Source organism: Streptacidiphilus anmyonensis, assembly GCF_000787855.1.
Lineage (GTDB): Bacteria > Actinomycetota > Actinomycetes > Streptomycetales > Streptomycetaceae > Streptacidiphilus > Streptacidiphilus anmyonensis.
Genome location: NZ_BBPQ01000097.1, coordinates 2,524 through 7,951, shown reverse-complemented (window position 1 = coordinate 7,951; position 5,428 = coordinate 2,524). Strand labels below are relative to the sequence as shown.

The window sequence follows — 5,428 nt, the reverse complement described above, 5'->3', positions numbered from 1 at the left end:
CGGGTGGCCTGCCGGGCTTCCCTGCGCAGGTGGCCCCGACTCGACCTGGCCTGGGCCGGCAGGCCGGCTCCAGCGGGGCCTTGGGGGCACGCGACCAGGTGGCATTAGTTCGGCTATTGTTGGAATGAAATAGCTCCGAGCCAACGCTACTAGAGTCCTCCTCCGGAGCGGGGAGCCACCACCGAAGGGGGAGCAACAGCCGTGGCAACCAAGCGGACTGAGTCCTACCCGCGCGAGCTGGCGATGGCCGGGCCGCCCGGCGCGAAGGACCGCTCCTCGACGCGACGGGCGAACCTCAGCCTGATCCTGAACCTGCTGCACGGCGAGGGCGGTCGCTCCCGCGCGCGGATCGCCGCCGACACCGGGCTGCCGAAGGCGACCGTCACCAACCTGATCGCCGAGCTGGTGGAGGGCGGCCTGGTTCGGGAGGGCGAGGCGGAACGCGAGGGGGCGATCGGTCGGCCGGGGCACGTGGTCGAGTTGGACGGCCGCTCGCTGTGCGGCATCGGCGCCGAGATCAACGTCGACTACGTGAGCGTGACCGCGCTGAACCTGCCCGGCGACGTGGTCGCCCAGCGGCGGCTCTCGGTGAAGGTCGCCGCGACGCCGCCCGAGGAGGTGCTGGGCACCGTGGCCGGCCTGGTCTCGGAGACCATCGAGGAACTGGGCAGGCAGGGGGTCCGCACCGTCGGGGTCACCCTCGCCGCGCCCGGCGTCATCGACCCGGAGCCCGGTGTGGTCAGCTACGCCTCCAACATCGGCTGGCGCGAGGTCTCGGCCGTGGACGGCCTGCGCCGCGGGCTGGGCGCGGCGGCGCCCGAGATCCACCTGGAGAACGACGCCAAACTCGGCGCCATCGCGGAGTTCGTCACCGCGGCCACTCCCGGCGTGCGCGACCTCGTCTATCTGACGGGCGCCACCGGCGTCGGCGCGGGCATCATCGCGAGCGGCAAACTCCTGCGCGGCAACGCCGGGTTCGCGGGCGAGGTCGGCCACCTGCCGCTCGGGGACCCCGAGCAGCCCTGCCCCTGCGGCCGCCGCGGCTGTTGGGAGACCGCCGTCGGTCTCGCCGCGCTGCTGCGGCTCGCCGCGGACCCCGACGACGTGGTGCACGACCCCTCGACCGACCTCGAGAGCCGCTTGCGGGAGCTGCGGCGGCGGGCCGACGACGGGGACCCGCGCACGCTCGCCGCGGTGCAGCGCCTGGGGGATGCGCTGCGCAGCGGGGTCGCCCTGCTGGTGGACATCCTGAATCCCCGACTGCTGGTGCTGGGCGGCCACTTCGCCGTCTTCGGCGACTACCTGCTGCCGGCGATCCGGGACTACGTCCACGAGACGGTCATCGCGCCGAACGCGGGCGGGTGCGAACTGGTGCCCTCGGAGCTGGGGTTCACCGCTCCCGCCCGTGGCGGGGCCTATCTCTCGCTGGACGCGGTCTACCAGGACCCGATCGCCATCATGCAGGGGCTGCAGGCCGCCGGTTGAGGCCGGCCGGCCCGGCCGTGCGCGCGTGAAGGCTCCGGCCGCCCCCTCGGCGGCCGGAGCCTTCACGCGCTCCGACTCACTGCCCTCGACTCACTGCCACTCGACGCGCAGCCAGCCACGGTGCGGCAGGTCCTGGTCGGCGTGCAGGTGACGGCCGTCCCAGGTGGACGTCGCACGCTCCGGCGCGGCCAGGGGGACGAGGCGGAAGGACGCGACGTCCTCCGGCACCCGGGGCAGCTGGACCCGCGGGCGGGCCGGGTCGGCACTGCCGTTGGCCACCGTCAGGCTCCAGCGGTCCCCGGCGCGGGTCAGGTGCGGGAGCAGGTGGGGGCCGCCGCTGACCAGGGGCAGCGCCGGGTGGTCCGCCTCGAGGAACCGGACCGTGGCGTGCAGCAGCCGCTGGCCGTCGTCGTCGTAGGGGAGCAGCTCCGGCGCGGTGGCGGCGAGCACCGCGACCCGGCCGCCGAGGGCGTTGCGGACGACGGATCGGCCGACCCCCCATGGCTGCCGGCGGGGCGTCAGAACACGGGTCCAGACCTCGGCTTCGGCCGTCGGCTGCAACCGGGCCAGCGCGGGTTGGTTGTTGACGCTCAGGTAGAGGTCCGTCCCGTCCTCCGCCCCGCCCGGGACCGGCAGCACGTGTTCCAGCGCGTAGGGGCCCGGTGCGGCGGCGGCGTCCTCGCGGGCGACGAGCTCCGCCGACACGAGGCCGATCAGCTCGCCGAAGCCGCGCCGGACCAGGATGTCGGCGGCCACGCCGTCCAACAGGAGCCCGCCGCTGAGCAGTTCCCGCACCTCGGCGTCGTCGAACGCCCAGGCCTGCTGGCCGAACAGGACCCGCACCGGGGCCGGTCCGGCGGTCACGGGGACGCCGTAGCGCAGCAGGAAGTCGGCCGCCGGGCCGGCGTCGACGGCCAAGTGCCCCAGATCGCCGCCGCCCCGGGTGCGCACGTGCGCGGCGGCCTCCGGTCGCACGGGCAGGCCGACGCCGAATGTCTCCAGCTGCTCGGGCTGCCGGTCGGCGATCCAGTCGAGGGCCGGACGGGAGCGCCGCAGCATCTCGGCGATGTCGGGGAAGCGCTGGGCGTGGCCGGACTGCATCGGGTGGACGTTCAGGAACATCGCGTCCGAACCCGCGAGCCCGGCGGCCACGAGCTCGGACCAGGTCTGGGTGTCGGACTTGGACCAGGCCGTGTGCGGCCAGTTCTCGATCTCCGGCTCGCTGCTGGCCCAGCGCGGACGCAGGGCGCGCTGGACCTCCAACGTCCACAGGGAGAAGGACAGTTCGCGGCCGGGTGCGTCGCTGTAGCGGGCGAAGTGCGGGCGGTGGGCGACCTCGCCCTCGACGGACAGCGCCTGGAACAGCGCGGCCCAGTCCCGGCCCTCGACGGAGGCGACGCCGATCTCGGAGCTCATCAGGCCCAGCCGGGAGCGCCCCCCGGAGCTCTCCGCCACCGCTGCGGCGATCTGCTCCGCGACCTCCAACTGAGCGGTCCGCCAGACCTGTTGCAGCAGGGCCCGCCACGGGTGCGGGGTGCCGGGGGCGGTGACGGCCGCGACGACCCGCTCGCGCGTCACGGGCTCGCCGACCAGGGCGGAGAGCCGGTCCAGCATGGGCTGTTCGAAGCCGCCGCCCCAGGTCAGCGGGGCGTGGTTGTGGTAGCGGAAGTCGTCCTCCAACCACAGCACCCGGAAGCCGAGGGTGGCGAAGCGGGCGTAGTGGGAGGTGATCCAGGCGCGCCAGCGTGGGCAGGCGAAGGACGCCTGCGCGGTGGCGACCGCGCCGTCGGGCCCCACCATCGGCGTGAAGCCGAGCCGGTCCGCGCGGCCGCGGTCGGCGTGGCCGGCGGTGACCCACGGGTTGAGACTCACCCCCAGCCCGGCCTCGCGCAGTCGCCGGGCCGCCGCGGCGGCCGTCTCGAACCAGCGGTCCTCGTCCGAGCCCGCCGGGTGGCCGGCGTAGAGCTCCTCGGCTCCGAGCAGCAGCACGACCTCCTCCACGCCGGCCTCGCCGCAGAACTTGACCAGTTCCGTGGTGCGGTCGTGCAGGTGCGGGCCGGGGTGGAGCTGGAACCGCAGGTGGTACCGGGCGGGCACGCGGGCACTCCTCACTTGACGCTGCCGGCGGTCAGGCCGGAACGCCAGTAGCGCTGAAGGGACAGGAACAGGACGACGAGGGGGATCGCGGAGACCATGGCCGCGGTGATGACGATGTTGTAGGGCACGGCGCTGGGGCCGATGGCGCGCTGCGCCTGCCAGCCGACGATTCCCTCGGTGACCGGCTGGAGCCGGTCGTTGGCGAGCATGAGCACCGGCAGGAGGTAGTTGGTCCAGATCGCGGTGAACTGGAACAGGAACACGGTCACCAGTGCCGGGGCCATCACCCGCATCGAGATGGTGAAGAAGATCCGCAGCTCTCCCGCGCCGTCGATGCGCCCGGCCTCCAGGAGTTCGTCGGGCACCGAGGCGCCGGCGTAGATGCGGGCCAGGTAGACGCCGAAGGGGCTGACCATGCTGGGCAGCAGCACGGCCCAGTAGGTGTTGACCAGGTGCACCTGGGAGAACATCAGGTACAGCGGGACGGCGAGCAGCGGCTGCGGCACGAGCACCGCCGCGAGCACCGTGTTGAAGGTGAACTCCCGGCCCCGGAACGGGTACTTGGCGAGGGCGTAGCCGGCGAGGGCGGAGATCAGCGTGCTGACCGTCGCGCCGCCGACGGCGTACAGGGCGCTGTTGAGCAGCCAGGTCGAGTAGACGCCGCCCTGCTCGGAGAAGAGGGTGCGCACGTTGTCGAAGAGCGCGAAGTGCCCGAACCAGAAGGCGTTGCCGGTGAACAGGTCGGAGCTGTTCTTGGTGGAGGAGACCAGCAGCCACCACACCGGCGCGAGGAAGTACACCGACGCGATGACGAGGACGCCGAGCACGATCCAGCGCGAGACGTCGAACGGGGCGCGGGTCCGGGGGCCGGCGGACATGCGGCGTGCCGCCGTCGACGGTGCGGCCTGGCGCGCCGGACGGTCGAGCTGCGGGGCGGAGTTGCGGCTCACAGGGCGGCTCCACGGCGCTGGACGATCCTCAGGAAGCCGAAGGAGAGGACGAACGCCAGCAGCGCCAGGATCACCGACTCCGCGGCGGCGGCGTTGAAGTTGTTCGCGTTGACCGCGTCGTAGGCGGCGTAGATGGGCGTGTACGTGCTGCTCAGGTTCGGTGCGACGTTGTGCAGGATGGCGGGTTCGTTGTAGAGCTGCGCGGTGCCGATGATGGAGAAGACGGTGGTGAGCACGAGGGCCGGGCGCACCAGCGGGATCTTGATGCGCCAGGCGATGCCCCACGCCGAGCAGCCGTCCATGGTGGCGGCCTCGCCGAGCTCGGCCGGGACGGCCTGGAGCGCGGAGTAGATGATCAGCATGTTGTAGCCGGTCCAGCCCCAGGTCAGCATGTTGCCGATGGTCGGGGCCAGCATGCTGTTCGAGGTCAGGTCCAGGTGCAGCCCCAGGTGGTGGGCGGCGGCGGTGATCGGGCTGAGGCCCGGCGCGACCAGGTAGGACCACATGATGGCGCCGACCACGCCGGGCAGCGCGTAGGGCAGGAAGAAGGCCAGCCGGAAGAACCGCTTGAACAGCGTGGACTTCGCGTCCAGCAGCAGGGCCAGCCCGAGCGCCAGCCCGAGCATCACCGGCACCTGCACGACGCCGATCAGCAGCACCCGCAGCAGCGAGCCGCGGAAGGCCGGATCGGCCAGCGCGGTGGTGTAGTTCGCGAGCCCGGCGAAGACCTGCGTGGGCGCGGTGAGGCCGAGCCCGTCGCGGTGCATCCGGAACAGGCTCTGGTAGAGCGTGTAGCCGATCGGGGCCAGGTACATGGCGGCGAAGAGCAGCAGGAACGGCGCGAGGAACAGCGCCGCGGTCCGGGTGCGGCGGCGCACGTGGGAGGGGCGGGCGGG

The 5,428-nt window shown here is 73.0% G+C and carries 4 protein-coding genes; 1 reads left to right on the top strand and 3 read right to left on the bottom strand.

Annotated features, from left to right (window positions below; genetic code table 11):
* Positions 1-201: 201 nt before the first annotated feature.
* Positions 202-1,485, top strand: a complete 1,284-nt coding sequence (locus TR50_RS39240; RefSeq protein ID WP_201776933.1) for an ROK family transcriptional regulator — start codon at positions 202-204, stop codon at positions 1,483-1,485.
* Positions 1,486-1,575: 90 nt separating this feature from the next.
* Here TR50_RS39240 and TR50_RS39235 read toward each other — a convergent pair whose 3' ends face one another.
* From TR50_RS39235 to TR50_RS39225, 3 genes are all read right to left on the bottom strand, one after another.
* Positions 1,576-3,582 (bottom strand): hypothetical protein, encoded by a 2,007-nt coding sequence (locus TR50_RS39235; RefSeq protein WP_042434213.1) that lies wholly within the window; start codon positions 3,580-3,582, stop codon positions 1,576-1,578.
* An 11-nt stretch (positions 3,583-3,593) separates the two neighbouring features.
* Positions 3,594-4,460, bottom strand: a complete 867-nt coding sequence (locus TR50_RS39230; protein ID WP_042434253.1) for a carbohydrate ABC transporter permease — start codon at positions 4,458-4,460, stop codon at positions 3,594-3,596.
* A gap of 68 nt (positions 4,461-4,528) precedes the next feature.
* On the bottom strand, positions 4,529-5,428 hold a 900-nt coding region (locus TR50_RS39225), incomplete at its 5' end, for a carbohydrate ABC transporter permease (protein WP_084701769.1).

Excerpts from the sequence above, each read along its gene's own strand:
- TR50_RS39230 (WP_042434253.1), bottom strand. The coding sequence starts at position 4,460 with ATGTCCGCCGGCCCCCGGACCCGCGCCCCGTTCGACGTCTCGCGCTGG.